Annotated in this window: 18 protein-coding genes; 3 read left to right on the top strand and 15 right to left on the bottom strand. The window is 49.5% G+C overall.

Annotation, left to right across the window (positions count from 1 at the left end; translation table 11 throughout):
* Positions 1–24: 24 nt before the first annotated feature.
* The 6 genes from KFE80_00760 to KFE80_00735 all read right to left on the bottom strand — a co-directional run bounded on the left by KFE80_00760 (position 25) and on the right by KFE80_00735 (position 9758).
* Positions 25–1638: a hypothetical protein gene (locus tag KFE80_00760; protein ID UTW45495.1), complete on the bottom strand. Its 1614-nt coding sequence runs from the start codon at positions 1636–1638 to the stop codon at positions 25–27.
* A 33-nt stretch (positions 1639–1671) separates the two neighbouring features.
* Positions 1672–2754, bottom strand: coding sequence for a permease (locus tag KFE80_00755; GenBank protein ID UTW45494.1), 1083 nt, complete (start codon positions 2752–2754; stop codon positions 1672–1674).
* Entirely contained in the window at positions 2747–3145 is a 399-nt protein-coding gene (locus tag KFE80_00750) for a MerR family DNA-binding transcriptional regulator (protein ID UTW45493.1), read from the bottom strand. The genes KFE80_00755 and KFE80_00750 overlap by 8 nt, the downstream gene beginning before the upstream one ends.
* A 61-nt stretch (positions 3146–3206) precedes the next feature.
* Positions 3207–6302, bottom strand: a complete 3096-nt coding sequence (locus KFE80_00745; protein ID UTW45492.1) for an efflux RND transporter permease subunit — start codon at positions 6300–6302, stop codon at positions 3207–3209.
* Positions 6299–7384 carry an efflux RND transporter periplasmic adaptor subunit gene (locus KFE80_00740; protein UTW45491.1) on the bottom strand — a complete coding sequence of 362 codons (1086 nt, stop codon included), beginning with the start codon at positions 7382–7384 and terminating at the stop codon, positions 6299–6301. Before KFE80_00740 ends, KFE80_00745 begins: the two co-directional genes overlap by 4 nt.
* Positions 7385–7409: 25 nt before the next feature.
* A complete protein-coding gene (locus KFE80_00735; protein ID UTW45490.1) occupies positions 7410–9758 on the bottom strand; it encodes a TolC family protein in 2349 nt (782 codons plus the stop codon).
* 276 nt (positions 9759–10034) lie between these two features.
* On the opposite strand from KFE80_00735, the gene KFE80_00730 reads away from it, so the two are divergent.
* Complete coding sequence (locus KFE80_00730) at positions 10035–10661, top strand: TetR/AcrR family transcriptional regulator (protein UTW45489.1); 627 nt, start codon at positions 10035–10037, stop codon at positions 10659–10661.
* A 54-nt stretch (positions 10662–10715) separates the two neighbouring features.
* Here the strand turns inward: KFE80_00730 and KFE80_00725 are convergent, their stop codons facing one another.
* The 7 genes from KFE80_00725 to KFE80_00695 all read right to left on the bottom strand — a co-directional run bounded on the left by KFE80_00725 (position 10716) and on the right by KFE80_00695 (position 16639).
* On the bottom strand, positions 10716–11120 hold the full coding sequence (locus tag KFE80_00725) for a DUF2721 domain-containing protein (GenBank protein UTW45488.1): 405 nt from the start codon (positions 11118–11120) through the stop codon (positions 10716–10718).
* Between the two features lie 113 nt (positions 11121–11233).
* The gene (gene glnK / locus KFE80_00720; GenBank protein ID UTW45487.1) at positions 11234–11572 is read right to left on the bottom strand and encodes a P-II family nitrogen regulator; all 339 of its coding nucleotides are present in this window, start codon (positions 11570–11572) and stop codon (positions 11234–11236) included.
* A gap of 22 nt (positions 11573–11594) precedes the next feature.
* Positions 11595–12860 (bottom strand): ammonium transporter, encoded by a 1266-nt coding sequence (locus KFE80_00715; protein UTW45486.1) that lies wholly within the window; start codon positions 12858–12860, stop codon positions 11595–11597.
* 39 nt (positions 12861–12899) lie between these two features.
* A complete protein-coding gene (locus KFE80_00710; GenBank protein UTW45485.1) occupies positions 12900–13589 on the bottom strand; it encodes a TorF family putative porin in 690 nt (229 codons plus the stop codon).
* 222 nt (positions 13590–13811) lie between these two features.
* Entirely contained in the window at positions 13812–14765 is a 954-nt protein-coding gene (gene glk / locus KFE80_00705) for a glucokinase (GenBank protein ID UTW45484.1), read from the bottom strand.
* Positions 14766–14812: 47 nt separating this feature from the next.
* A complete protein-coding gene (locus tag KFE80_00700) occupies positions 14813–15691 on the bottom strand; it encodes a response regulator transcription factor (protein UTW45483.1) in 879 nt (292 codons plus the stop codon).
* Positions 15692–16639, bottom strand: coding sequence for a histidine kinase (locus tag KFE80_00695; protein ID UTW46566.1), 948 nt, complete (start codon positions 16637–16639; stop codon positions 15692–15694).
* Between the two features lie 418 nt (positions 16640–17057).
* Here KFE80_00695 and KFE80_00690 point away from each other — a divergent pair, with 418 nt between their 5' ends.
* Both KFE80_00690 and KFE80_00685 read left to right on the top strand, forming a co-directional pair.
* Complete coding sequence (locus tag KFE80_00690) at positions 17058–18674, top strand: sugar porter family MFS transporter (GenBank protein ID UTW45482.1); 1617 nt, start codon at positions 17058–17060, stop codon at positions 18672–18674.
* A gap of 197 nt (positions 18675–18871) precedes the next feature.
* Positions 18872–21643, top strand: coding sequence for a TonB-dependent receptor (locus KFE80_00685; protein ID UTW45481.1), 2772 nt, complete (start codon positions 18872–18874; stop codon positions 21641–21643).
* Between the two features lie 170 nt (positions 21644–21813).
* Here the strand turns inward: KFE80_00685 and KFE80_00680 are convergent, their stop codons facing one another.
* Together KFE80_00680 and KFE80_00675 are read right to left on the bottom strand one after the other, a co-directional pair.
* Entirely contained in the window at positions 21814–23619 is a 1806-nt protein-coding gene (locus KFE80_00680; protein UTW45480.1) for a glycoside hydrolase family 3 protein, read from the bottom strand.
* A gap of 32 nt (positions 23620–23651) precedes the next feature.
* On the bottom strand, positions 23652–24968 hold the full coding sequence (locus KFE80_00675) for a hypothetical protein (protein UTW45479.1): 1317 nt from the start codon (positions 24966–24968) through the stop codon (positions 23652–23654).
* Positions 24969–24971: the final 3 nt, after the last annotated feature.

The raw sequence follows: 24971 nt of genomic DNA, 5'->3' as shown, positions 1-24971 counted from the left end.
GGCTAACCACTCTCATACTGTTTCTCATCGGCTATGCCGAGAAATAAACTGCGGTGACGCTTTTTCTCCATAACGCCCCGGCTGTTTGTATTTCTTTAACTCTCTAGCAAAGGCCGGTGACAATTTTGCCGGCTTGAATGTCACTTCAAGACCGCCGCAACTCTGGGGCGTCAATCGGCTGAGTTTAAGATTTGAGGGGTACCAAACAAATTCGCGAGTATTGGCTGCATGACTGGTAACCCCACCCCCAGAGAAAAAGTGGATTTCCCGATCACGATCCTCTAACACCAAAGAGGCGCAGTTATTCGGCCGCCATTTAGGGCTGTAGGCAGTCAGCGTGAAATTACCGACGCTGCGACGACTATTTACACTGCGACCCACTTTACGAGGGGAAAAGCCAGCCTGCATCAAACAGTTTTTCTCCGGGAAAAATATAAAGCCTGTTCCATAAGGCCCCGGCCGCCGACTCCACAGTGCAAGCTCTGCCGCTGTGCCATTGATACTGCCGCGCCAGACCCCATTCATGTCATTCAGTTTCATGCCATCTTGTGAGCCTCTGCCATGCCAGAGTGTTGTGGCTTTTTCTAACTGAGCATCGCAGGCGATTTGTTTTTTTGGCAAAGCCGCACGGCGAGCCTTTTCTTTTTCCCAGTTGATTTTTGCCAGTTCGTAGGATTTTTGGGTAGCGTCTTCGATGCTTTTACGCTTTACCTGTTCGAGCTGTTGGCGTTGCTGCCTTGCTGCCACAGCGCCGGGAGCAACGAGAGGCGCCTGACCTTTTTCAAACCGATGGAGGTTTTGATAGGCACGTTGAACATCTGGCGCATCGCAACGATTTTGCAAATGCCCTTTCATAAACACAAGACTATCAACTGTTGATTTGAGGTAGTCCTGCATTGATGGAAAGTTGATGTCTTGGCGTTTGAGATCGTTCAGTAATCCAGTAATAAAGTCCAACGATTCCTGCCGGGATCGATTTGCCGTGTAGCGATCAAAACTGTCCAGGAAACGGTTATGAATGAACAGTTGGTATACACCTCCATCTGACTTGTACTCAAAAAAACCAGAACGGGTCCACTCCTCCCAAACCGTTGTGCGAACCGTATAGTCGCTGCGCAAGTTATGGCGGCAGAATGCGGAATACCCCGCCAAATAGTCCATAAAAAACTTCTCATAAAGTAAATCACGGGGGACACTGTTAAAGATACCGTCGCCAATATCGTTGAGTATTCGGGTGTAGGCTTTATGGGAGGGAGTGCGGCCATCGTCACTGATACAGCCCTTGAAGTCTTTTGCTTTGCAGGTGCGGCAATGGCTGTTAGCCAACGTAATATAGCGGTCGTAACTGTAGGGCTTGGTGGATCTCTGGCTGGCTTCGCGGGTGGTCAGCGCAAAGTAATCTTGGGTGTATTTTACCCAGTCTTGGTCAGTCAGCAGACCGGCAAAATAATCGTTGCGGCATTGACACCAATTTTCATCGACATCCGTACCGATCAGTTCTTTTTGGGCTAGACAGGCGTATTTAAGGCTGTCGTCTCGTTGTGCCTGAGCGTTTGCCTGGTTTGGCCACAACGCCGACAAAAACGCTACACAAGCAATAAAAAGCATCCCCGAAAAACTGCAAATAGTCCTATTCATTTTTATTTCCCTAATCACTTGTGGTTTTGGTACTTACCCAGCGAGCGTATTTAGTGCCCAACCAATAATCAACACCTGAGGCAAGGTAACCAGTGGCAAAAATAACGCCACTTTCCAGGATTTGGTCAGATCCTTAAGCACCATCACCTCAGTATAGTCAGTGGCAATACCCGCCATCAGAAAGGTAAAGCTGTTACCCGGCGCGACGGCGCGTGTCAGCAAATCCGCCGCGATGGGGGTTGAGCCTTCGGAGCACACTTCAATAATGGTAGCGGCTGCCAAAGTCAGGAACAGCCCAATCATAGTGGGGCCAAAATAGGTTTGGTAAATATCCATCGGCACAAAGGCGCGAATCAGCACCGCCAGCACAATGCCGAACAGCAGCCAGCGAAACACCATTTTTGAATCACGTATTCCATCTTTGAGAACAGCACCGGTGGATTTTGGCGTTATCTGTGCAGATTTGAGCAGCTTTTTCAGTTCTGGCCAAAACTTTACCGGCTCAACAGCTTCTACCTGATTGGGGTTAGTTGGCAACGTACCTCGCGCTACCAGACGATCAAAAATTATTCCGGTAACAATACCAATCACCGCTGACAGCAGAATAAACAACAGTGTCCACTGCCAGCCAATCAGGGCAATCATCACAATGGTCAGCGACAGGGAATTCCACGGGCTGGCAATCAGGAACGCCATCAACTGCCCCAGGCTGGCGCCACGCTCGTAGAGTTTGACCCCCACCATCAAGATGCCGTGGTTACACAAATCCAGCAATATTCCGGCACCGGTCGCCCGCACCACACCGCGCACCGAGCCCCCGTGCCCCAGCACCGACATCACCAGTTCTCGCGGCACCCGCTCCAAGAGCCCCACAAACACCACCGCGGCCAACAGCCCCCACCACATTTCGTGAAGTAGTTGGGCAGTGCCAGAAGTGATCATCCATAACCATTGCGGGGTTGAGTTATCCCCAAACAGCCAATACAGCCCATAGCTGACGGCCACTATCAGGCCCGAACCCCACAACAGATAATCTGGCCTGGCCTTTTCGCCTTCCGGGGTTGGGCAGCAGCTGGTTGTTGGCTTTTGTGGTTTTGGCGGACAGCAGTTAGCCATTGGAACGCTCCGATAGGGAATCGATAATGGCGCAATGAGGCGAGTTGTTATCGGCACAACGAGAAAGCAGGTCAGTTAGCAACTGCTGAGTTTCCTGCAGTTCAGCGATTTGTTGAACCACCTGCTGCTGGCGTTCGGTGACCAATTGGTGAACTTCTGCACTGCGGCGTTTGGGATTGCGCCACAATTGCACCAATTGACCACACTCTTCCAGAGAAAAACCGAACTGTCTGGCACGGCGCAAGAAGCCCAATTCAGAAACTGCAGAATCCGGATAATCCCGGTAGCCATTTTCAAGCCGTGGTGGCGCAGGCAACAAGCCCTGCGCTTCGTAGTAACGGATGGTTTTGGCAGATATGCCGCTTTGTTTGGATAGATCGCCAATGTTCATAGTGCTACTCCAGATATGAACAGCACTATAAACCTTCCAGCAGCAGGAACGTCAAGAGTTATCAGTTAAAACGAACTCTGAAAAACACCGCGTACAACACCGGCACCACCAACAACGTCAGTAATGTGGCAAAGGCCAGCCCAAAAATAATGGTGACTGCCATGGGCACAAACATGGCGGTGCCACCCCACCACAGGGGCATCATGCCGAGCACCGTAGTGGCGGTAGTAAGCATAATCGGCCGCAGCCGTTGCAGGCAGGCGTGTACCACCGCATCTGCCGGGGCCTTGCCCTGCTCTTCGATTTCGATTTTGATGCGGTCGATCAACACAATGGCGTTGTTAATAATAATGCCCGCCAGAGAAATGATGCCGAGAATGGTAAAAAACCCGAAGGACGAATTGGCCACCAACAGGCCGATGGTAACGCCAATCAGCCCCAGCGGAATGGTGGTGAGAATAATAATCGGCCGGCGAATGGAATTAAATTGCGCCACCAGCAGCAACACAATCACCATCAATGCCAATGGCAATTTGGCGGCGATGGAGGCGTTGGCATCACCAGACGATTCCGATTCACCACCCATTTCAAAACGGTAACCACTGGGCCATTGATTAGCAGTTTGTTTCAGCCAGGGCACCAGGCTACTGTTGACTTCGGCGGCGGTGGCACCGTCTTGCAATTGCACATTCAGAGTAAGGGTGCGTTCGCGGTCGCGACGTCGCACGATGCCGGGCTCAAACACCAGCTCCACATCCGCCACTTGTTTTAGCGGCACCCGATCACCAGAGGACTGCGCGTAAATACTCAGGCCATCCAGCTTGCCCACATCCTGGCGGTCGCTAGCCACGGTGCGCAGCTTAACCGGAATCAACTTATCTCCTTCCCGGTATTGGGTCAGCTCAATACCAGCCAGCCCGGTACGCAATGAATAGGCCACATCGTCGCTGGTCACACCGGCCAGCCGAGCGCGATCTTGATCCACATTCACCAATAATTTTTTGGTGGGCAAGCCCCAGTTATTTTTTACCGAACTGACACCGGGCGTAGCATAAAGCTGATCGGTTACCTGTTCCGCCATTCGATACAGCTGCTCAGAGCCACTGCCCGACAAACGCACTTGGATGGGGTAGCCCACCGGCGGGCCATTTTCCAGGCGAGACAATTGCGTGGCCAAATCCGGATGGGCTTGACGCAAGTAGCCGTTGATATCGGTAATAATCTCGTCCACCACTTTGCCATTGGCGGTGTTGACGATCATAAAAGCATTGGCAGGGTTGGGGTTGGCTGGGTCAAGTCCAAGCGCAAAACGGGGGCCGCCCGTGCCAATAAACGTCATCCAGTTGCTTACCGTTGCGATACCAGCAGTTGCCTCGCCGCTTTCCGGATTATAAAAACGCTCTCGCATAAATTTGTCGAGATCGGCAATAACGCTTTCTGTGGTTTCAATGGACGTCCCCAAAGGCATTTCCAGTTTGGCGGTAAACACCGGGTCTTCCGAGGGGGCAATAAATATTTGCGGCACCAACCCCATACCCTGCATGGCAAGGAAGAACACCACCACCACACTCAGCAGAAATGTTTTTGGATGGCGCAACGAGGTAAGCAAAAATTTCTGATAAAAACGGTAGCCGCCACCATCAAAAATAGAGTCGTCTTTGCTGTGTTTCTGTTTGATTTTCAGCATCACTGTTGTCAGCACCGGAATCAGGGTCATGGTCAAACCCCAGGAACACAGCAAAGTAATGCCCACCACATAGAAAATATCGGCGGTGTATTCACCCACTGCGGATTCCGCCAAACCGATAGGCATAAACGCCGCAGCAGTGGTGAGTGACGATACTAACAGTGGCACTTTTAATTCGCTGCCAGCTTCTATCGCTGCAGCGACAGCACCCATACCGCCTTCACGTTTCAGCAAAATAGATTCCACCATCACAATGGCGTTATCCACCAACAAACCGAGGGAAATAATCAGCGCCGCCAGTGAAATCTGGTTCACGGTAATACCGAACTGCTGCATCACAAAAAACGTAATCACCATGGTAGTGGGAATCAACGTGGCGACTACGGCACCGGTTCGTAGCCCCAAAAATGCCACCATCACCAGTACCACAATGGCAATAGCCTGCAACAGGCTGGACATAAAGTTGTTGACGTTTTCCTCCACCAGGCTGGCCTGAAACCATACCTTTTCCAACTCAATACCCCAGGGGTATTGCTGCTGAATGTGCGGAATCAATTGATCCAGTTTTTTGCCCAGTTTGAGAATATCGCCACCGTCCGTCATGGAGATCGATAGCGTCAGCGCCGCGGTACCGTTGGCACGAGCGATACTGGATGGCGGATCCACATAATCCCGGTAGACCTCAGCAATATCCCCCAAAGAAATCAGCCCACCACGAGGCAACTGAATCACGGTATTGCGCAAGTCGTCCACAGACTCAAAGTTGCCCGTGGGTTCCAGAGTAATGCGCTCTCGGCCACTGGTAATGTTGCCGCCGGACGACAAAATATTCACGCTGTTGAGCACACCACTGAGTTGCTGTGGCGACAAGCCCAGCTCCGTCAGGCGAGCGTTGTTGTAATCGATAAAGACCACTTCTTGCTGAGCGCCATGAATATCCACCTTGGCGATATCCGGCTCTTTCAACAAACGGTCGCGAATTTCGTCGGCAACGGTTTTCAGTTCTGCGTAACTGAAACCATCGCCGCTCAGGGTGTAGACGCTGCCAAACACATCGCCAAATTCATCGTTCACATGGGGGCCATCAACACCGTTGGGCAGATCCCCTTCCACATCACCAATCTTGCGCCGCAGATCGTCAAAGATCGGGCGCATATTTTTATAGCTCTCCTTAAAATTGACGTTCACTACAGAAATACCGGTGCGGGATTCGCTGACAATAAAATCCACCTCCGGCATTTCCTGAGCTTTTTTCTCAATTTTGTCGGTAACCAGCTGCTCCATGCGCTCTGGTGCCACACCGGGCAAGCGAGTGGTAATCACTGCTGTGCGCACGGTAAAACCAGGATCCATGGCTTTGGGCAACGCGTAATAGGCCGCCAGGCCGGAAATAAACAACACGGCCACCAACGCAAAGGTAATGCGGTTTTTGGCGATGGCAAAGCCGGTTAATGTTTGTTTTACACTCATGGCAACAGCACCTGCTGGCCTTCGCGAATCACACTGACGCCGGCGGTAATTACCCGGTCACCAATATTCAGGCCATTGAGCACTTGAACACCCTGCTCAGTCAGTTCTCCCAAGGCCACTGTTCTGCGCTCAACAACACCCTGCTTAGCGCCATTGGCTTTGGCCACAAACACAAAGGTGCCTTCACTGCCTTTGACAATGGCGGACAGCGGCAATAAATAAGCGCTTTGGTTGCCATCGCCAGCAAACGTAAAGGTCACTTCTGCGGCCAGGCCAGCACGAACCGTTGCGGAGGGCTGAAGCACTTTTACATTCACAGGAAATACTGATGCGGCGCCATCGGCCACGCCCCCCACTTCCGTTACCCTGCCGTTAAATACCTGACCCGGCACCGAACCAAAGCGAATGCTGGCAGTGTCGTTTGCCTGCACATTGGCAATCAGGTTTTCCGGTACATTGACGGTAATTTCAATCTCATCGCCACAATTCACTTTGGCCACAGGATTGCCCTGCCCTACGTTCTCATTCACCTCGGCGGTTAACTCGGCAACGCTGCAGTCGCCCTCTGCCAACAGGCTGGTGTAGGAGAGTTCAAGCTCTGCCAGCTGCAGGGCTTTTTGTGCTGCCCGCTGCTGGGCTTTCGTGGATTCCGCCTGCGCCCGGGTGGTGTCCAGATCATTGCGGGAAGCGTTGCTGTTTTGGTACAGGTCTTTAGTGCGCTGGTAGCTGGCATCGGCACTGCGGGCCGTGGCCTTGGCTTGCTCAAGGGAAGCTGCCGCCTGCTGAACCCGCAGGCGATAGGGAGTTTCATCCAGCCGGGCAATAAGTTCGCCGGGCTGCAAACGATCACCCACCTGAGCAGCCATTTCAACGATGGTGCCAGAGACTTTAAAACTGAGGCGGGACTCCTGACTGGAGTGACTGCTGCCCGAAAAGGTACGGGAGCGCATACTGGTAGGCTGTTCCAAAGTGATGGTGCGCACCGGACGCAGTTGCGGTTCAGCTTGCTCGGTTTTGTTGTCACAGGCCGACAGCAAAACAACTGCAGACGTCAGTGCTAGATAAACTACTGTATTTTTCATTTTGGATACCTGAATCAGTTTCATGTTATTGCCGCCCACGAATATAGTCGCGCAGCTGCTCCGCCAATTGTCCGCGGCGCTCCGGCGGCAACAAAAATTCAAACTCGCCCACTGACTGCTGCAAATTCATCACCGTAATTAAAAAGTCATAGACTGCATTGGCGGCAGCGCCCTGGGCTTGCAGGGCGGCATTTTGGGCATCCAGTAAATCAATCACCGACACCACGCCTTTGGCGTAAGAATCACTGATCAGCTCGAGGTTTTTACTGGCTGCTTGCGCCGCTTGGCGAGACAGTTCGATGGATGAATACGCCGCATTGGTGCTGTGCACCTGGGCACGAACTTGCTGTTCAATCTGTTCACGGGTGGCAGCCACCAGAGTATTTAGCTGCTGCAATTCCAGCTTGCTTTTTGACAGTGCCGACTTGCGACTGCCACCGGCAAACAGAGGGAGTGTGGCATTCAGGGATACCGACCAATCGTCCAAGGATTCATTGGGGCCTGCGCCCACACCGGATTGGCTCAGGTTGCTGCCGTACTGACCGCGAACACTGAAATCCGGTAACCAGAAATCCCGTTTGCGATTGCTAATCTCCCGTTTTTTGGCCGCCAACTGGGCCTCTAGTTGTCGCAGTTGGGGCGATAACTCAACGCCTCGCTGTACGGAAAAATCCGTCAAAAACGCCAGGTTTCTGGGGTTGTCGATTAGCTCATTAAACTCAGCCTCAGACATCACAAAAGGCTCGTTAATCTGCGCACCGGCTAGCTGAAAAGACTCTGTAATAGGACGGTGCAGCAAGAGATTCAAATTTTCCTGAGCCTGTTTAAACACCGCCCTCGCTTGCAGAAGTGCACTGCGATCGCTGGCTAACTGGCTTTCCCAGCGATACTGATCGGCAGCGGAACTGGAACCGGCCTTGACTCTATCCTGCGCCAGACTGAGGTTATCGCGGGTGAGTTTCAGGTTGTCCTGTTGAATGCGTAACTGCTCCCTTGCCCGCAACACATTCAGGTACGCCACGGTGGCCGCTTGAATAATGTCCAGCTGTAATTGATCAAAAACCGCTTCGCGATTGCGCTGCAAATGACTTTGAATGTGGTAGTTGCTCCAGGCGTCATCGGAGTAAACCAGTTGACTGAAATCCACCGAACCGTCGGTAGAGCGCTGCGCTTGCTGGCCCGCTAATACCAAAGGCGATACTTTGCGCCGGGTAGTGGCGGCACCCACCGACAATTGCGGCAGTAAATTACCGCGAGCACTGATCACGTCATTCTGCCCCGCGGCGACACCATAAGCCTCGGCGCTGAGCTGCAGGTTGTGAGCCAGAGCCAGTTGCGCCACTTTGGCCAGACTGTATGTCGGCCCTTGATCCTGTTGTTCCTGATTCAACAAAATGGCTTCACTGAGTACATCAAAGCGCGGCGACAAACCGATTTGACGAGCGGTGGCCATATTGATGGTCAGCTGCCTTTTGCCTTCAAATTGAATAGGTTGATCAGCCGTTTTTTCGCCCAGCATCACCGCCTGCATATTCAAGGCATTGCGGCGGGCCATACGTTGCCAGTCTGTTGCCGGAGAATCAGACACCAGCATGCCCTGACGCACTCCATCGGAGCCCAGCAAACTGAAACTGGGTAGTTGACGCCGTATAGCCCCCTCTATCAACTGCGCCATTTGTGCTTTGGGCAGCCGTGGTAATCCGGCAATCATCAAGCCGTCTGCGTCGGCAGGCAGCTTGTCCAGAAGGTTGTGATCAACACCATCGTGGCCGACAAAGTGCATATTGATGCCCTGCTGCCTTGCCAACTGCCGGGCTTTTTCAGCCAGTACCGGTACAGCGGCCAGAATCACTTCATCCACCAACAGAGCGACATTGCGTACCGGAGCCACCCGCCGGAAGCTGGCCAGCTGTTCGCTGAACTCCACCCTGTCCACCAGGTAATTGAGGTTACGCACACCAGAGCCCGCACCACTGGATGGCACACCCAGCAACTGGGCATCAAATACCAGCGGCAAAAACGTGGGCTTCGGGAAGCTCTTGCGGGCAGCGCCTATTTGGTTAGCTGCAACACCGGACACCAGCAACATATCCACATTTTGATCCGAATAGGCCTGCTGGAATGCCCGTTGAATATCTTCTGCACGCCAACCGCCCTGGAAGGATTTGAAGCTGACATCAAACTCACCTTCGGTAAGAGCCGTGATCTCCTGGCGATACAGCTGTTCAATAAAACTCAGCTGCTGATCTGGGCCGTCGCTGATGACTGCAATGCGGTAATCCCTGGCCGCTGCTGCTTGTGCAAACACTTGCACTAACAACAGAGCCGCCAACAGCCGCAGTGACACAAGCCGAGTATGGGTAAAAAAGTTCATATCTAATAATCCTGAGACTACTGATTGAGTATAGGGCACATCTAAAAATGCGCTATTTCCGCAACAGCGGCGTTGGCGTCGTACTCGACTCCTCATGTATGTCTTATACACTGCGGGTCTCCGTGCGCCGCCGTCTTGCTGTCACGAAAATATCACTATTTTTAGAGATGCCCTATAGTCAGCCATCAAGCAATAAAGTACACCGCACAGTTTACATAAATCCACATGCAAAAGTAAACTCATCAGTGTATTATTTGCCGCAACTGCGGAGGCGCCATGAGTTCAGTACAAGAAAAGACGATCACCCGATCACAGCAAAAGCAGCAGGATATTATTCAGGCTGCGGAACAGATATTCATTGAATGCGGCTACCGCGGCGCCAGCGTGGATGCCATTGCCGAACGGGCACAAGTGTCCAAGCGCACCATTTATAACCACTTCGCTAACAAGGAAGCGCTGTTTCAGCACATCACCAATCTATTGATTGAAAGTGTGGTGCGCTCAAGTACGGTGAACTACGACCGTAAGCAACCCCTGGATAAACAACTCTTTGACATACTCTCCGGAGCCTGGGACGCCCTCACCACCAAAAAGCTTATTGAACTCGCGCGGGTCATTCTCAGCGAATATATGCAGAATCCAGCCATGTCCCAGCGAACCATGGAACGCATTACACAACACGAAGACGGCCTCAACAGCTGGCTAAAAGCCGCCATTGCCGATCATCGTATCAAACCAATAGAGGTGGAGTTTGCTGCTGCCATGCTAAGAGGCATGATTCACGAACTCGGCCACCATCCCATGCTGTTTTTTGACATGCCAGCCCCCACCAAAAAAGAAAAGCAGCACGCTCTGACGGAAATTGTTGCGGTGTTTTTAGGGCGCTATCAAATTAACCAATAACAACGTGGCTCGCACTTCTCTTTCAGATCAAAGCGCCAGCTATTTGTATTCCCTTTAAAACCTGGTTATTTGAGTCCTCTCCAGTTCCAAGTCGAGCGTTTTCCCGGACTGCAATATTTCAAGCAAGGCAAAACTGAGCGAAACCAACATACTAATTAAGCTGATCAGAAATAGGTATGGAGCCACGGCTTCTAGAGAAATGTGCAAAAACAACATCGTGATGACACAAAATATAAATGAAATAACTCCATGCGCTTGCATGTATTTAATAAGCTCTATTCGAATTTTCAAATTTTGAATCTGTTGGTAGCGATTTTTGTCCTCACAATCCTCAGTTAGGATACTCAATGTACGCACAATGTTGGCCAAAGCCAGATTTCGATTGGTGTAGGCAAGCAGTAACAATGAGATTCCGGGAAACAAAATGGCCGGATCAGTAAGCTCTAAGTTGGTAATCATCGGATTATTGGTAGATATGAATTGGATATCGCTTGATGTGACATACTCTCTATTAACGACAATTATTAATGTGGTCCGTCACATTAATAATTGTCGCCTTTTACCGATTTCTTTTATATGGCATCCACTCCGGTTTCCCCAGTACGAATACGCACCACCTCTTCCAGATCGGAAACAAAGATTTTTCCATCACCAATTTTTCCGGTAGCCGCAGACTTGACGATGGCTTCTACCACCACGTCCACCTGGTCATCGGCAACCGCAATATCCAGGCGAACCTTGGGCAAAAAATCCACCACATACTCGGCACCGCGATAAAGCTCGGTATGCCCTTTTTGGCGACCAAAGCCTTTTACTTCGGTGGCAGTAATACCCTGCACGCCAACATCCGCCAAGGCTTCACGCACATCATCCATCTTGAACGGCTTAATAATAGCTGATACTAGTTTCATGATTTTTTCTCCTGCAAAGCCATTAGCGATTGGTGAATTCAGGGTAAGCTTCCAAGCCACACTCGGCCAAATCGGCACCAGCGTACTCTTCATCTTCAGAGATACGAATACCCATAGTGGCTTTCAACAGCAACCAAACCAGTGCACTGGCACCAAACGTCCACAGGGCGATGGTTGCCGCGCCGGCCAATTGGCCACCAAAAGTGGCACCATCGTTGGTCAATGGCACCAACAATAGCCCCAGCAAACCCACTACACCGTGTACGGAAATGGCTCCCACTGGATCATCGATTTTCAGCTTATCCAGCATCACAATGCTGTACACCACCAACACTCCACCAAGAGCACCAAACAGCGTCGCTTGCAGAGGGGTCGGGGTCGATGGCTCTGCAGTAATGGCCACCAGGCCTGCGAGGGCACCATTCAAGCACATGGTCAGATCAGCCTTCTTAAAAGCCAACTTACTCACCAATAGCGCTGCAACCAAACCACCTGCCGCTGCTGCATTGGTATTGGTAAACACCATAGCCACCGAGTGAGCACTTGAAATATCACCCAGCTTCAACACCGAGCCGCCATTAAAGCCAAACCACCCCATCCACAGGATAAAAGTACCCAGTGTTGCCATTGGCAGGTTAGCTCCCGGAATAGCCACAACACTGCCATCCTTTCGGTATTTGCCTTTACGGGGGCCAAGCAACAGAACGCCCGCCAACGCCGCAGCGGCACCAGCCATGTGCACAATGCCAGAGCCGGCAAAATCGCTGAAACCAAGGTCACCCAGGTTATAGAGGCCAAAGACATCTTTGCTGCCCCAAGTCCAACCACCCTCCAGCGGGTAGATAACACCGGTCATTACCACAGCAAACAACAGAAAAGCCCACAGCTTCATACGCTCAGCAACCGCGCCGGAGACGATCGACATAGCAGTCGCCACAAACACCACCTGGAAGAAAAAGTCTGAAGCACCGGAGTAGACTGAATCACCACCAAAGCCGTTTTCAGCAGACGCCGCCAGCTGCTCAGCAGCGTAATTATCACCCCCCATAATTCCAGACAAAAAGAAGCCGCCGTCGTACATAAACTGGTAACCACACACCAGATACATTGTGCAGGCCACTGCGAACAGTGCGACGTTCTTGGTAAGAATTTCGGTGGTATTTTTGGCCCGCACCAGGCCGGATTCCAGCATGGCAAATCCCGCCGCCATCCACATAACCAGAGCGCCACACACCAGAAAGTAAAAGGTGTCTATGGCGAACTGCAGTTCAAAAATTTGATTTTCCACAATGGGTCTCCAGAAAGATAATTGGGAAGCAATAAGTGATTACAGGGACTTACTGACAGAGAACACCAGCCGGTCATCAGCCAGTTGGTTACCGGAACCAATGTCAGTGCCGTAATACCCCAGGCTGAAGTCCGCACCAGCAAAGTTTTTAGAGACAACCGCCGACCAATCGATATAGCTGTCATCGCCGCTGCCATCGAAGGTGATGTCCATATCGTCGGCACTGTTAAGACCCAGGTGCAGATCCAGGGCGTATTCCTGCGGCAAAGAAATGGAGTAATCGGAAGACAGGTAGTAGAAACTTTCACCCCCCTCCCCCAAGTATTCGTCCGAGTAAATCAACCCCAGGCTGATATCGGAGAAGCTGACAGAGAAGGTGAGTTCTTCGTAATCCAGAGCACTTTCACCGGTGTAGGTGTAAAAAATCACACCGATGTCGTAGTCCACGCCCTCAGAGAAAGAACCGGCGTAACCACCGTAGAAGTCCAACTCAACCTGAGCAGAGGAACCGAAGTCCACATTGGACGCCCAGGCACCGGCGTAAAAACCGGATTCCGCTTCATAGTCAAAGCCACCCTGAATTGAACCATGCTCACCAGTCTGGGACTGACCACGGAATACATAGTCGGTGTTCAAGGTTATGTTGGCAGAAATCGAGTCTTCCGCTTGGGCGACGCCAGCAGGCAGAACAAGAGCGAATATCAGGGATTTAAACGTCAAGTTACGCACAGTTATGTACTCCTTTTAGAGGGTTAAAAAAATTCAAACCCTCTATTACACATACCGTGCCAACTTATTTATCTACTTATTATTCAATAACTTAAGCAGTACACCATAAAAAAAACAACATTAATTGCACAGCTTTAGTGCAAAAATAAAAGCTAAAACCTAATCGCACCAATATAGTGCAAAACCTTAATTCTAAAAATACAGGAAATAGATATAAAGCTTCTAAGCAGAAACCAAAGCTTGCCTCAGCGCCGCGTAGCAACCTAGCAAACCTGGGTTTTTTAGCGTCACCACTCCTACCGGAATAGCTGCACAATAATCGGCCAAGCGCCCTTTATCCTCAAAGTGGAACCGAAAGCTTTCCTCACTAACAAAGCAAGCGAGCTTTTCCATAACACCCCCGGCCAGATAAACTCCCCCTTCAGCGCCAAAGGCCAAAGCCATATCACCGCAGGCTACAGCAAATATTTCGAAGAAATCATCAATGGTTTTCAGTGCCAAGGTATCCCCTTCGTGGGCCAGTTCGGTCACCTCATGAGCTCGCAGATTCACTTCTTCACCACTAAGAACGGAATTAGCCCAATACAAGTTTTCCAGGCCCTGCCCGGATATCACTCGCTCAAGGGAAATGCGGTGGTATTTTCTTCGCAAGACACTCAAAAGCGCCATCTGGTGATCACTCGACGGAGAGAAGCCCATATGCCCACCTTCAGATGAAAGTACAGCACCATCGGGAGTAATCATGGCAACACCAAGCCCAGTTCCCGGCCCAATAATCACCTTCATCCGATCAGTGCTTGGGCGCATACCCCCCAACCATTGAATGCCACCTTCCGAAAAATCGCGCAAACAGAGCGCTTGCGCCCTGAAATCGTTGATCAACAACAGGGGAACCCCTAAGGATTTCTCAAGATGTGCGCGTGTAAATTTCCAATGGTTATTGGGCATATAAATAGTTTCGCCCTTTACCGGACAGGCAATCGCAAAGCAAATTGCTGAAACAGACTTCAACTCAGCTTTCTCTAGATAAGCCGCAATGGCTCTTTCAGGACCCGCATAATCAGACGTCGCCAATACTTCTACGCCCTGCAGGCGCCCCCGGCTATCGATCGTGGCAAAACGGGCATTGGTGCCGCCAACATCCGCCACTAAACAATTTTCAAGACTAGAAATCACTTGGAGCTCCGCTCAATAATTTACGGTTAACACGATTGACACTGAGCTCAATCTGACTGCGAATGGTTAGCCGACCTGGACGTAAAGCTTGCCAAAAAATCTTTGATAGTCGCTCGATAATTACGGCTGACTTTTACCTGTTCAGAGCCCCGCAGTTGCAAAAAGTATTCACCTTTTGCCCTGGGAAATACTTTGCTAATGCAAGCAAGGTTAACAATCGTAGAGCGATGAACTCTTTTAAAGACATTGGGGTTGAGCTGCTCTAACAGGTCTTTCATAGTACTTCGCATAATGTGGGTCTCACCGGATGCATGAACACACATATAGTCACCGGCAGCATCAACCCACTCAATGTCTTCCTGCTCAATCAGCGTCACGACACCTTGGTCTTTGACAACGATATGAGAATTTGTAGTGCTCGGCTCAAACGATATAGACGTTTCTTCAGTGTTTTTCCGTTGATTTATCTTAGTGACTGCGTTGACGATTGAAGACTTATCGCGTACTCGGCCATTGGCACTGGTATGACGATCCAGGCTTCGACTCACCGCCCGTGTAATACTGGCTGAATCAATAGGCTTGAGTATGTAATCGACAGCACTGACATCAAAAGCATTCAATGCATATTCATCATAAGCGGTTACAAAAACGATAAGTGGCACGATATCCGACTGCAGTTTATGTATCACATCAAAACCATTAAGACCTGGCATTTGTATATCGAGGAATACAAGGTCCGGCTGATGTTCCAAAATTGCATCGACCGCCGCATGACCGTTTCTGCACTCAGCCACAATCTCTATGGATTCGATTTCACTGAGGTAGGAACGCAATAAATCAAGAGCCAGAGACTCATCGTCCACAATGACGGTACGCAATTTCACTGCAGAGCTGACACTCCCAATACTTTCGAGTTTGTTGCTCATTTAGCTAAAATCCTCCCCAGAATCTTCGAATGGAATTTCAATAGTGGTTTTTAAACCACCTTCGCTGCCACTCGCCAAATCAAAACTGTAATCATCTCCGTAGGCTACCTTTAAGCGATCCAAGGTATTTCTCAATCCTATACCACGCCCACTCGAGCGCTGCCCCCTACTGCCCAAAACCTCCTGATTACTGCCCGTATCACTCAACGACATATGCAATCTCTCACCTATTTTGTTGGCAGAAAAGTGAATTGTCCCGCCATCCGGGTTTTTCGCTATGGCATACTTCACTGAATTTTCGATAAGCGGCTGAAACAACAAACTGGGTATCAACGCCCTTTTTGCACTCTCTGATACGTCAAAGTTCAACTGCAAACGCTCTTCAAATCGAGTTTTTTCAATATCCAGATAGAGCATTAACGCGTCGATTTCCCGACTCAGGGGGATTTTCATATCTGGATTATTATCCAGAGAATAGCGGAGAAAACGGCTTAACTTTACGATAACACCGTTGGCCTGATCGAGTTTCTTTAATTGTACGAGAGAGCTTGCGGCGTTGAGGGTATTAAACAGAAAATGAGGATTTAGCTGGTAGCGCAGCATCTGCAGTTGTGACTCCTTGGCTACCGACTCAGCGTGTAGGCGTTTGATTTGCTCGGCACCGACCATCGCCTCTGCTTTGACTTTCATTCGATGTTCCGAGTCCAGCAAGTAAAAGTAGCGAACACCGTGATACAAGGTACTCCAGCATAAAAAAATAAAAATAGCGCCGAAGAACCAACCACCAAAATCCGCCCAAACGTTGCTCTCGTCTGTCATCCATATAAATGATGCGATTCTAAATGCCGTCCAGACAAGAGCAATCACCAGCACCGCCATGAGACTTATGACGATTCTCAGAGTAATGGAAAAATCCCAGATACGATCAAAGACTGAGTGCAAGAGCATTGACAACAGCGCCGCAGTAGCTGCTTGTAACAGATTGTGGCCAATGTATACCCAGGATGTTTGTCCGTACCACAACGTCAGCGTAGTAAAGGTAACGATAACAAACCCTATCCAGAAAACGATCTGCAAAACCCAAATGTGGTGAAAATGCTGGTTATCTCTCATGGATCAGGCTTCTATCAAATCAATTGTTATCAAAGATATATTATTCGCATTGACGAGTTTTAGAAACGCAAACCACTTTTCACTCGTGTGTATTTATTGAGTAGACCAGTAACAGCATAGTACATTGAGCATATCGCACAAAATCTGCTGACGATTCCACTCTACCGCAAACAGTGTTCTGTTCGTCGCATCCAGCTTGTTCCACTGCTCCCCGAATTTCAGAATACGAAGATGTCTTAGTGGCACTCACCTGATGAACAATGATTCGAAAACTAACTCAAACTTGATGCAGAACCGCCTAAGCGGATTTTATACAGCGTACGTAGCCCTGATTGTTGCTCTTGGTGGTTTTCTGATGGGCTTCGACGCTTCGGTAATTTCCGGGGTGGTAGGCTTTATCGAGGTTGAATTCAGCCTCAGCGATATAGAGCTGGGCTGGGCAGTTTCATCATTGACCCTTACAGCCACACTGGGAATGCTGCTAAGTGGTCCCATCAGCGACCATTGGGGCCGAAAAAAAGTCTTAAAGGTAGCCGCCTTACTGTTCTTTATTTCAGCATTGGCTTCTGCGCTAGCCACCTCTTTTTCTACCTTGGTATTGGCGCGCATGATCGGAGGGCTTGGCGTTGGTGCTGCTCTGATTATCGCCCCCATGTATATCGCCGAAATTGCTCCACCAAAACTGCGCGGCCGCATGGTTTCGTTTAACCAGCTCAACATTGTTATTGGTATATCCGCTGCCTTCTTCAGCAATTACCTGATTCTGACAGCCGGGCAGGCAGACTCGCCTCTGGCCAACACACTGAGGTTAGGCGACTGGAATTGGCGTTGGATGCTTGGTATTGAGGCTCTTCCCGCCCTGCTTTACTTTGTTTTTCTGTTTCTTGTTCCTGAAAGCCCGCGCTGGCTGGTCATGAAAGGGCTAGACCAGCAGGCGCTAAAAATACTGAAAAAAACAGGCGATCAACACCAGGCAAGCTCCTCTCTGCAAAATATTCGCAACAGCATTTATACAGAGGCCAGAGCTGTAAAGCCGTCATTTGTCGAACTCTTACATCCCTCGCTGAGATTGGTGATGATTCTTGGATTATCCATAGCCATACTTCAGCAAATTACTGGAATAAACGCTGTCTTTTTCTACGCACCTATGATTTTTGAGCAATCAGGCATAGGTACCGACGCGGCCTTTGTGCAAGCTATCCTGGTTGGGCTGGTTAATTTGTTGTTTACAATCCTGGCAATTCTAATGGTCGATAAGCTGGGTAGAAGGCCGTTACTCGTTATTGGCCTCATGGGTATTGCGGCCTTCATGTTTTTGCTGTCTTACGGCTTTCAATCGGCAACTTATACACTGACGGAACAAGCGATCAGTGGCCTTTCCGAAAACATTAGAGAACCACTAAAAGCACTTGAAGGCGTTGTTTATACAAGCGATCTCAGTTTCAAAGCGGCAGTTGTTGATGCATTGGGCAACAATCTCGCCAAAGCTCACGAAGCAGCAATACTGACCGCGGCGGCCACCATGAACTCCAAACTCATTTTAATTGCCATACTCGGATTCGTAGCAAGTTTTGCCATTTCCATAGGCCCTGTCATGTGGGTTTTATTTTCGGAAATTTTTCCCAATCACATTCGTGCAATAGCCATTTCTTTTGTAGGGCTAATCAACTCTGCTGTCAGCTTTCTAATCCAGCTGGCTTTCCCATGGAAACTCGCCACCATCGGCGCGGCGCCTACCTTTGCTCTATTCGGCACATTTGCCTTGATAGGCGTTTTTCTAACGCTACGCTTACTACCGGAAACCAAAGGCAAATCTTTGGAAGAGCTGGAGAACTTATTGGGTACTAAGGCTAGTCAATATAATAAGTAACAGGGCCTAACCTCATAAACCATTTTATCTCATACCCTGTACCCTTTACCGCAAATACATAGAGGAGGTTACAGCACTGGCGTAAGGTGTATTTTGAGCAAAGTAATGAACTTAGCCGAATAAAAACTAACGTGAGAGGGTATGCCGTGTTTGATGATAAGTTTAAGCGAAACGCTACTATACTGCCCGTTGTAGCGATGTTATCTCCCCTCAGCATTGCCGAAGAGGACACCGACAACAAGTCAGTTATGGAGGAAATTGTTGTCACCGTTGAAAGACGAGCACAGTCCCTTCAGAGTTATGCTGGAACCGCTGCTCAAATCAGCGGTGAAGATCTCAAACAGCTGGGTGTGGCCAGTATTGAAGATATAGACGCATCCATTCCTGGCCTTTCCATCGCCAACAACCAAGGTAATATCGAAGTTTTTATTCGAGGTATCGGCTCCTCCAATAATACCGAATTGGGCGATCCGGCAGCTGCCACTCACCTGGATGGTGTTTACGTGCCTCGACCAGCAGGTATCGGCGCTTCGTTTTTTGATATTCAGCGTGTAGAAGTTAACGTAGGCCCGCAGGGAACATTGCGCGGACGTAATGCCACTGCTGGAACCGTAAATATCATTCCTTGGTCTCCAGGGATCGGTAATACGGATGGCGCCGTTGATCTCTCCTTTGGTAACTTCGGGGAGCAACGCCTTGAAGGTGTAGCCAATATTGCCTTAACTGATAACTCCGCACTCAGAATTGCTGGCTTTATCAGCGAACACGATAGCTACTACAGCAATATCTCTCCAACCAGTGATGAGTTGGGCCTGGATATTCCCGTGGCAGAAAGTGAAGGCATTGGTGTTGCTGAAGCTGCAGACGATGAAGGTGTGCGCATTTCCTACCTGTATAAGCCAACGGATCAATGGGACATGCAACTGACCTACGATCGTGTTGAACAAAAAGGCACTGGCTATACCGGCACCAACTACGCCAACCTCTTGGGCAATGGTATTGACCCAGATAGCATTAGCGATCCCAGAGCGGTATTTGGCCGTGCGTTTACTCCCGAGGAAGATACATCTCACTGGGGTTTGAAAGGCCGGGTCAAGTACAGCGCCGACAACTTCGATGTGGAATACACCGTTTCCCGTCGTCACCTGATCTACGATTACGAGTTCGGAGGCGCGGCACTGTCACCGTTATATCCCGGTGCACTGGATACCCTTCGCAATGACACACCACCTATCGGCGCTACTCCGTTCAGCGAAACCTTTGATAATTTCGCACGGGTCAAATTTATCACCGATTCGGAGTCTGACATCCACGAGCTGCGCTTTTCCGGGGATGGTATAGGTTCAGCGAAAGGCTATTGGTCTGCCGGCGTCTTCTACTTTGAAGAAGCCCAACGTACCTTCCTGGGTGCTACTGCAGACCGCAACGCGTTCTTTGCTGGCAACGAATTCAACCAAACGACTGATACGGAAAGTATTTCTTATTACACCGATGCCACTTGGGAAATCAGTGAAAAAGTACGCCTGACTGGTGGTTTGCGTTACACATCCGATGAAAAAGAACGTTTTGGCGTCAATGCCCGCTACGTGTTCTTCCAAGGTGTGGAAGGCTTCCAACTGGGAGCCAGTGCCTTTGGCACAGAGGGCTTCGAGTTTAACGGGTTTGATCGCACCATTTTTAATCCCGATACCGATGGCGACGGTCTGGTGACCAGCAACGAGTCTATTGACTTCTTCCTGGACGGCGTGCGTACCTTCGGTGCTCGCGATGGACTGGGGGATATTCTCGCCAATGGCGAAGTACCCGGCAGCGGCATTGACGGAGATGTTACTACCTTGCCTCTTTGTCCTGAGTTTCTGGTATCAGGCACAGGGTGCCCCACAGCTGGTGGTTTTGTAGATGGCATATTCCCTGGCAACGCGGATCGTTTATCCTTTATCGTTCCCGGTAACGACATAGCCCTGCAAAATGGCCGTGTAGAAAACGAATTTGTGGACTGGCGCATTCGGCTAGAAATGGATGTTTTCGACGACAGCTTGCTCTACGGTTTGGTCGCCACCGGCCATAAATCTGGCGGCTTTAACGATAACCTGTCAGGTACCGAAGGCGTAGTTGCCCCCAACCCTGCCGGGAGCGCCCCTCGTGCGTTTGATACCGACACGTTAGCGCCCACCTACGATGAGGAAAAAGTTACCCTATACGAAGTGGGTTTGAAAAACGCCTTCACACTGGGCGACATCCCCGCTACATTCAACGCCACAGCGTTCTACTACGACTACAAAGACCTGCAGTTGAACACCCTGGTTTCCAGCCTGCAAATCCTTAACTTTGAAGGCTTTGATGTTTCCACACTCAGCGATGCAGAACTTGAAGCACTGGGCGGTAACGTAGTCAACTTCACTTTCAATGCCTCCAACGCGGAAATTAAAGGCGCCCAGTTTGAAGGCGGATTTGACTTCCCCGGCGAGTGGAATTTTCGTTACAACTTGCTGTACATCGACACGGAAGTGAAAGACTCCATTGAAGTCAGTGACAGTCGTTTCCAAGCAGACGTTTCACCGGAAGATGCCGTGAACGTCTCCATTGAAGGCAACGAACTGCCCCGCACACCTAATCTACAATTCAATGCTTCATTGTCAAAAGCTTTTGTGACCAACTACGGTCAATTTGATGGTGTTCTCTCTGCCGGTTATCGTTCAAGTCAACATCTAACAATCTTTAACGGTGTTGATTTCCGCTTCCCGGATAACCCTCGTGGGCGCTTGGACGATGAAGTCGAAGGCTATTGGACTCTGGACTTTGGCTTAGGATTCTCTTACGGCTTCGACAATAAATACCGCGCTGAGTTTTACGTGAACAACGTAACCGATGAGCAGAAAGAACAGGCCATAATCATTACTGAGTTCGACAATACCCGTTTCTTCTCTCGTCCGCGGACTTACGGCCTGCGACTCAGAGCACTGTTCTAAACACAAATTCTGTATCCGCGAACTTTCTTCAAACCAGGCGTATCTCTATGAGATACGCCTTTTTTACAGCCACTGTTACACTCGAATTAAATCGCTATTAAAGAAAAAACAACGCAAAAAAAATCCCGCTTTCGCAGGAGTAGAATTCAGAGGTGGGCAAGACTGAACAATTAATTGAGACCATACCCATAAGGAAACAGTGGTTCATCATTACAACTGTTTACCTCTGTATTTTTTGGCCAGGAAAACGAAAGTTTACCCTGAAAGCCGTAATCTCCGAACAAGACATCAGCCACCCCCTGCCCCTCTGATCCGGGCAACCAAGCAGCAATAAAGCTCTCTGAGTCAGCAAGCTCTTTATTAACAACCAAGGGCCTTCCGGATATCAGCACCGTAACAACAGGAATGCCCTGGTCAGCAATGTGCTTGATCGTACGCAGATCTTCCGGATGCAGTTCTGCGAGCTCTGTGGTGTGACCGTAGGGCTCAAGAACTTTCATCAGACCACGAATTTGCGAACCCGCTTCGATAATTGAGTCATTGCCGTCACGAATATCTCCCATACCTTCGGCATAGGGCAACTCCCCAATAACAACGATAGCAACATCGTGTTTTTCAGGGTCTGCACTCAGACCACTTTCATCCAGTACTGCTTGGGATGTTTGCTGTTGAATGCCTTCCCATATGGAAGTCCCACCTTCGATTTTCTTATTGTTGAGAACACCTTGCCAATCAACAGTGAAGCCGCCGCATTGGTGACCTCGGTTGTGAGCATTCTTCCCAGCAACCAAGATGCGCGCCTGTTTATCCAAAGGCAAACAGCCATTATCATTCTTCAATAAGACCAGCGATTTACGCACCGCCTCTCTAGCGATTTCGCGGTGCTCATGACTACCAAATGAACTGTGGTTAGACCAACGCCGCTGAGAAGGACAAGGCACCTCAAAAAGGCCTGAAGCATACTTGACCGTGAGAATGCGCCGTACTGCGTCATCAATCCGGCTCAGAGGCACACTGCCGTTGCGCACATGGGTTTTCAAATGGCTGATAAATGGGCGCCATTCTTCAGACACCATAAACATATCAATGCCGGCGTTAACACCTTTGCCAACGGCTTCAAAATAATCTTCTGATAAGTAATCTATGCCATCCCAATCGGAAATGACAAAACCATCAAATCTCATTTCTTTTTTCAACAAATCCGAAATAAGATATTTGTGGCCATGGCACTTATCACCATTCCAACTGTTAAAAGACACCATAATAGTCATAACACCAGCATCAATTGCCGGGTAATAAGGTGTGATATGAGTTCGTTTTAACTCATCAAAGCTCAGGGTTGTTTCACCCTGATCAATTCCGTTCGTTGTTCCCCCATCCCCTACCCAGTGCTTAACACAGGCCACAACGCCATCTTCATCATCACTGGACTGCAAGCCACGAACAAACTGTTCTGCGTAGGTACTGGTAATGACATTGCGATCAGAATAGCTTTCGTAGGTTCGCCCCCAACGATTATTACGGGCCACGGCCAATGTCGGTGCAAACGTCCATTCAACGCCAGTTGCTAAAATCTCGCGGGCAGTCGCCTTGGCGATGCGATGCAACAACTCCGGATCATCCGCAGCACCAAGACCGATATTATGGGGAAATATAGTCGCGCCCAGAACATTGTTATTACCGTGAATAGCGTCAATGCCGTAGATAATTGGAATCGCTAGATGTTGATCACTTTCCTCCATAGAGGCTGTCCAGTAAGCATCATTCATTTCTACCCAATCGTTGGGCCGGTTGTCTCCTGGACATGATCCACCGCCACTAAGCACAGACCCCAGATGAAAATTTTTCACATCTTCGGGCGTACAAGACATTCTCTCTGTCTGCGTCATTTGACCAATTTTTTGATCAATGCTCATTCGCGACAGCAGAGATTCGACTTTGTGCTTCACATCCTTGCTTGTCAGTGAACTTTTCATAGTCTTTCTATCCATTCATCGTGCGCGGCTAATCACTTGGTCACATAAAACGGAATGTTCGCATGGGCGACATGGCCGTTATCATCATAAGCATAAGCAAAAAGCCGGTAAGCACCCACCCTGCCCGGTGCAGTCAACGTAATTTTCGATTTGCCATTATTTTTTATTAACCCGGTAATAACCGGCGGAATAACTTCTTTGGCACCACCGGCCTCTGTGGCTGTACTTTCAAACATTAACACCCATTCATAACGCAATTTGTCTTTATCTGGGTCTTTTACAATAAAGCGTGCCTTTACCTCTTTATCTGGTAAAAGCGCAATATTACTGTGTGCATTACGCCCCCTGAGTAGTAATGTTTTAACCACCGGAGCCCTGTTTTCAGGCCATTTGCCATTCCACAGATAGTGCATAACATCGACGGTCTCGGTACTTTCACCAGACTTTAAAAACATACTGTACCAGGTGGGCGTTCGTTCCTGCTTTTGCCCCCAAAGAAAAACGTAATCCCCAATCAGCTGGTCGGAGACTGAGTTTAAGGTTTTTTGATAGCCCTTTAAGTAATTGTCGGCCTTCTCGCTACTGGTAAATTCTATCGGTGCTTTCCACAGAGTCTTGCCCACCTCCCAGTGACCAACAGCACCCCACTCCGTAACAAAGAATGGCTTTTTGTAATTAATCTCTTTAAGAAATTTCGGCAATACCACCAGCGATCCGTACATTTGAAAGCTGAGGAAATCTACCGCTGGTGCTCTCTCCTCAATGACTTTAATAGCTCGTTTATCAAAACCTGCCAACGTTGTGGTTGTCGGATGGTTCGGATCCAGCTCTTTGATCATTTCGGCAATATCATTGACAGCATCGTACACCTTGGGGTTTTCGAAATCGTAATTCAGCTCGTTACCAATAATCCACGTCAGCAACGCCGGGTGATCCTTGTATTTCAGTACCGATTCCCTGGCCTGATCAAATTGCTTTGCTACCGCCTTTTCATCGTTGTAGTCAAACCCCCAGTGCTCGGCTCCCAGAGGTAAATTTAACGATACCGTCAAACCCAAACTCTGGGCTTTATCCAGCAGCTGTTGCGCTGTTCTACCACTGCCATCCACTACTGACCAGGTGCGAAACGAATTGCCCCCATTTTTGGCAAATGTATCGATATCTCCATCATCAATGCCCGCGCCTTTAACGTAGTAGGGTTTTCCATCGCGCAGCAATTGGTACTTACCATTACTTTCCACGATTTCGACTTTTACAGCAGTGGATGCTACAGAAGTCTCTACAAGTAATAGCCCAAAAATTGCAAAAGCACATAGGGTTTTGGTGAGGTTTTTAGCCCAATAGATCATAAC

Source organism: bacterium SCSIO 12696, from assembly GCA_024397955.1.
GTDB lineage: Bacteria > Pseudomonadota > Gammaproteobacteria > Pseudomonadales > Porticoccaceae > SCSIO-12696.
Note: the sequence above shows the minus strand (reverse complement) of the source record. Positions and strands in the feature narration are given on the sequence as shown.

Bases quoted from the DNA above. Each gene is read 5' to 3' on its own strand.
- KFE80_00685 (UTW45481.1), top strand. From the start codon at position 18,872: ATGTTATCTCCCCTCAGCATTGCCGAAGAGGACACCGACAACAAGTCA.
- KFE80_00735 (UTW45490.1), bottom strand. From the start codon at position 9,758: ATGAACTTTTTTACCCATACTCGGCTTGTGTCACTGCGGCTGTTGGCG.
- KFE80_00695 (UTW46566.1), bottom strand. From the start codon at position 16,639: ATGCTCTTGCACTCAGTCTTTGATCGTATCTGGGATTTTTCCATTACT.
- KFE80_00740 (UTW45491.1), bottom strand. From the start codon at position 7,384: ATGAAAAATACAGTAGTTTATCTAGCACTGACGTCTGCAGTTGTTTTG.
- KFE80_00745 (UTW45492.1), bottom strand. From the start codon at position 6,302: ATGAGTGTAAAACAAACATTAACCGGCTTTGCCATCGCCAAAAACCGC.
- KFE80_00760 (UTW45495.1), bottom strand. From the start codon at position 1,638: ATGAATAGGACTATTTGCAGTTTTTCGGGGATGCTTTTTATTGCTTGT.
- glnK (UTW45487.1), bottom strand. From the start codon at position 11,572: ATGAAACTAGTATCAGCTATTATTAAGCCGTTCAAGATGGATGATGTG.
- KFE80_00730 (UTW45489.1), top strand. From the start codon at position 10,035: ATGAGTTCAGTACAAGAAAAGACGATCACCCGATCACAGCAAAAGCAG.
- KFE80_00755 (UTW45494.1), bottom strand. From the start codon at position 2,754: ATGGCTAACTGCTGTCCGCCAAAACCACAAAAGCCAACAACCAGCTGC.
- KFE80_00675 (UTW45479.1), bottom strand. From the start codon at position 24,968: ATGATCTATTGGGCTAAAAACCTCACCAAAACCCTATGTGCTTTTGCA.
- KFE80_00725 (UTW45488.1), bottom strand. From the start codon at position 11,120: ATGATTACCAACTTAGAGCTTACTGATCCGGCCATTTTGTTTCCCGGA.
- KFE80_00690 (UTW45482.1), top strand. From the start codon at position 17,058: ATGAACAATGATTCGAAAACTAACTCAAACTTGATGCAGAACCGCCTA.
- KFE80_00680 (UTW45480.1), bottom strand. From the start codon at position 23,619: ATGAAAAGTTCACTGACAAGCAAGGATGTGAAGCACAAAGTCGAATCT.
- KFE80_00750 (UTW45493.1), bottom strand. From the start codon at position 3,145: ATGAACATTGGCGATCTATCCAAACAAAGCGGCATATCTGCCAAAACC.
- KFE80_00700 (UTW45483.1), bottom strand. From the start codon at position 15,691: ATGAGCAACAAACTCGAAAGTATTGGGAGTGTCAGCTCTGCAGTGAAA.